Source organism: uncultured Pseudoalteromonas sp. (assembly GCF_963922945.1).
Taxonomy (GTDB): domain Bacteria; phylum Pseudomonadota; class Gammaproteobacteria; order Enterobacterales; family Alteromonadaceae; genus Pseudoalteromonas.
On the sequence record NZ_CAWUKC010000168.1, the window covers coordinates 1 to 2560 of the forward strand.

The following is a 2560-nucleotide window of genomic DNA, read 5'->3' on the forward strand; positions in this document are numbered from 1 at the left end:
AAATGGTATTTGTAGGTGGTGGTGCAGGTATGGCACCAATGCGTTCACACATCTTTGACCAGCTTAAGCGCTTAAACTCTAAGCGTAAGATTAGCTTCTGGTATGGTGCACGTTCTAAGCGAGAAATGTTCTATGTTGAAGATTTCGATGGCTTAGCTGCAGATAACGAAAATTTCGTATGGCATACAGCCTTGTCTGATCCACAACCAGAAGATAACTGGGAAGGTTACACAGGCTTTATCCATAACGTACTTTATGAAAACTACTTGAAAGATCATGAAGCGCCAGAAGATTGTGAGTTCTACATGTGTGGTCCTCCAATGATGAACGCGGCTGTTATTGGCATGCTTAAAGACCTAGGTGTAGAAGACGAAAATATCTTACTTGATGATTTCGGTGGCTAACACCCATATCAAAACGGTTTAGTTTTGGTTAAAATACAAACCTCGTTGCACTATGTGTAACGAGGTTTTTTTATTTTATTTTACATAGGCTAAATTAATGAACAGAGTAAGCAGTTCTCAAGGCGCTATCAGCATATTTTTATTAATTATAATGCTATTTATCTCTGGCTGTGGTGCTGATAAAACACCTCAGGAGGTCTTTTTAAAAGGCAAAACAATGGGTACAACCTACCATATTAAATATTTTGCCGACGATGAAAACATTGATGCCACTAAGTTACAGCAGCAAATAGATGATGAACTAAAAGCAGTTAACCAGTCTATGTCTACGTATATTGCAGACTCTGAAATTAACACATTTAATAAACTACCCGCCAATCAGGTTATGCCAATTAGTGAAGACTTTAGAGCTGTGGTGAGTGAGTCGATTCGCTTAGGCAAGTCTACTAAAACCCTAGATGTAACCATGGGCCCGTTAATTGATTTATGGGGCTTTGGGCCTGATAAAAAACCAACTAAGCGCCCAGGTGATGAAGCACTTGCTGCAATGATTGAAAAAATCGGTGTAGATAAACTTACTCTTACAGAACAAGGCTTGGCTAAAAAGGTTGATGGCTTAGAGCTATCGTTTTCGGCGACAGCAAAAGGGTATGGCATTGATAAAGTAGCGCAATTACTTGAAAGCCAAAACATAAGTAACTATATGGTCGAAATAGGTGGAGAGCTGCGCATAGGTGGCGAAAAACCAAATAAGCAAGACTGGAAAATCGCAATAGAGCAACCAGATGCGCCACCAGGCGAGCGCAAGGTACACCGTGTATTAACACCTGCTACGAATGCAATTGCTACGTCAGGAGACTACCGTATATTTTATGAAATGGATGGTGAGACTTATACCCACTTGATAGATCCTGAAACAGGCATGCCAATAAAGCATGATTTAGTGTCGGTAACCGTATTGCATCCAAGCGCTATGACTGCAGATGGCTTAGCAACGGCATTAACGGTTATGGGAATGGCTGATGCAAAGGCATACGCAGAAAAACACAATTTACCTGTGTACTTAATGGCTAAGTCGGACAAAGGCATTGTGACGTACGCGAGCACTGCATTTAAGCCATATCTTTAATAGAATGGCGTTTTGCTAGGTTATTATTGATGCTAAACGCATACAACAACCGATTTTTTAAAATAGACTTTTCTCGCATCTAAACTAGTTTTGAGTGTATAATTTAGCACTCGCTCAACAATGTTTGGGCATAATTTATTGCTGAACAATAGGGGCTAAGCAATGTCACTTTTTCTTCTTACTTTTGGGTTATTAATTCTAATCGTGATAGCTATGGCTGTTGGTATGATCGTACAAAGAAAATCTATGGCAAGTAGTTGTGGTGGATTAGGTTCGGTAGGTATTGATAAAGCGTGTGATTGTGACGACCCATGTGATAAGCGTAAACAGCGCATGGCCAAAGAGCAAGCCTGGAAAGAAAACCAAATTATTTAAGCTGAAGCTTAGTATCAGAAAGCGCCTAATGGCGCTTTTTTTTTGTGCCTGTATTTTTATACCAATCCGCATTAATGCTTAATCATTTCAGGGGCTAAACGTGTCGCTATCTGCGTTAAAAAGTTTTTACTTACGACTGTATGGACATAGAAGGTAGAGTAATGCAGGAGCAATTGCCGAGAATAACTAAATAGCGAATTTTTTGCCTTGCTATCAACACGTTTATCCATCGTCAAAATAGATCACTTAATCATGCGCATTGGTATTACTGCTCAGCTTCTGTTTTCAAATAAACGCAAGCTTAATGTATTAGACCAAGGTCTATAGTTTAGTTTTTTTCACCTATTAGGTTTATTTTTCTCGTTTGTCAAATTGGAGCTAACACTCTAAAGTTTAACCATAGACACAGAGCAAAGCTCAAGTGACAAGTTAAAGGCAAGAGTGCCTTGCTAAAAGAATCTTTATAAATGTGTGTGTAAAGATGTTGTCAGTGTAAAGCAGCTCGACTTTGGTGGTGACCAAACAAGAGCTGTTTATTTTCTCTCAACCCACATATTTATGGCTTAGGCTAAATTAGTTAGCGCAGCTAACAAGCAGAATCTTTATATTGTGTGTGAAGATGTTGTCAGTGTGAAAGGCAACTCAAGTTCGG

General features: G+C 39.3%; 2 protein-coding genes and 1 pseudogene. All 3 read left to right on the forward strand.

The window, feature by feature from the left end:
- A pseudogene (locus AABI99_RS17995) lies at positions 1-404 on the forward strand (NADH:ubiquinone reductase (Na(+)-transporting) subunit F); the annotation flags it as partial.
- Positions 405-501: 97 nt separating this feature from the next.
- Positions 502-1533 (forward strand): FAD:protein FMN transferase, encoded by a 1032-nt coding sequence (locus AABI99_RS18000; protein WP_338367491.1) that lies wholly within the window; start codon positions 502-504, stop codon positions 1531-1533.
- Positions 1534-1695: 162 nt separating this feature from the next.
- Positions 1696-1908, forward strand: a complete 213-nt coding sequence (gene nqrM / locus AABI99_RS18005; protein ID WP_338367492.1) for a (Na+)-NQR maturation NqrM — start codon at positions 1696-1698, stop codon at positions 1906-1908.
- The last annotated feature ends 652 nt before the right edge of the window (positions 1909-2560 follow it).

What these genes read in the sequence shown, in the direction of transcription:
- AABI99_RS18000 (WP_338367491.1), top strand. Translation starts at nt 502, where the DNA reads ATGAACAGAGTAAGCAGTTCTCAAGGCGCTATCAGCATATTTTTATTA.
- nqrM (WP_338367492.1), top strand. Translation starts at nt 1,696, where the DNA reads ATGTCACTTTTTCTTCTTACTTTTGGGTTATTAATTCTAATCGTGATA.